Genomic DNA, 229 nt, shown 5'->3' with positions numbered 1-229 from the left:
AAGTGAGCGACAAATTGCTGCCCCTATTCCTTTTGAACGACTTGCACCTGTAATTATTGCAACTTTACCTTTTAGACTAGTCATTAGTTATCCTCCTAATTTTTGGGTGCTAAGAGGTGAATATAAGAGATGTAAAATTTCCTTGAAACACAAAAAAAGCAGATACAAAGGTATCCACTAGTGCTCTTAGGTATTAACACACCAAGCGACCCTTGTTAATGATTTAAAA

At 35.8% G+C, this 229-nt stretch carries 1 protein-coding gene; it reads left to right on the top strand.

Translation table 11 applies throughout. The features are described from left to right. On the top strand, positions 1–181 hold a 181-nt coding region (locus SAZ04_RS23190), incomplete at its 5' end, for a hypothetical protein (RefSeq protein WP_332700196.1). Positions 182–229 lie beyond the last annotated feature (48 nt).

Source organism: Halalkalibacter lacteus (assembly GCF_036663595.1).
In the GTDB taxonomy this organism is placed as follows: Bacteria; Bacillota; Bacilli; order Bacillales; family Bacillaceae_D; genus Halalkalibacter; species Halalkalibacter lacteus.
The sequence above is the reverse complement of the archived record's forward strand: the minus strand, read 5'-3'. Positions and strand labels throughout refer to the sequence as shown.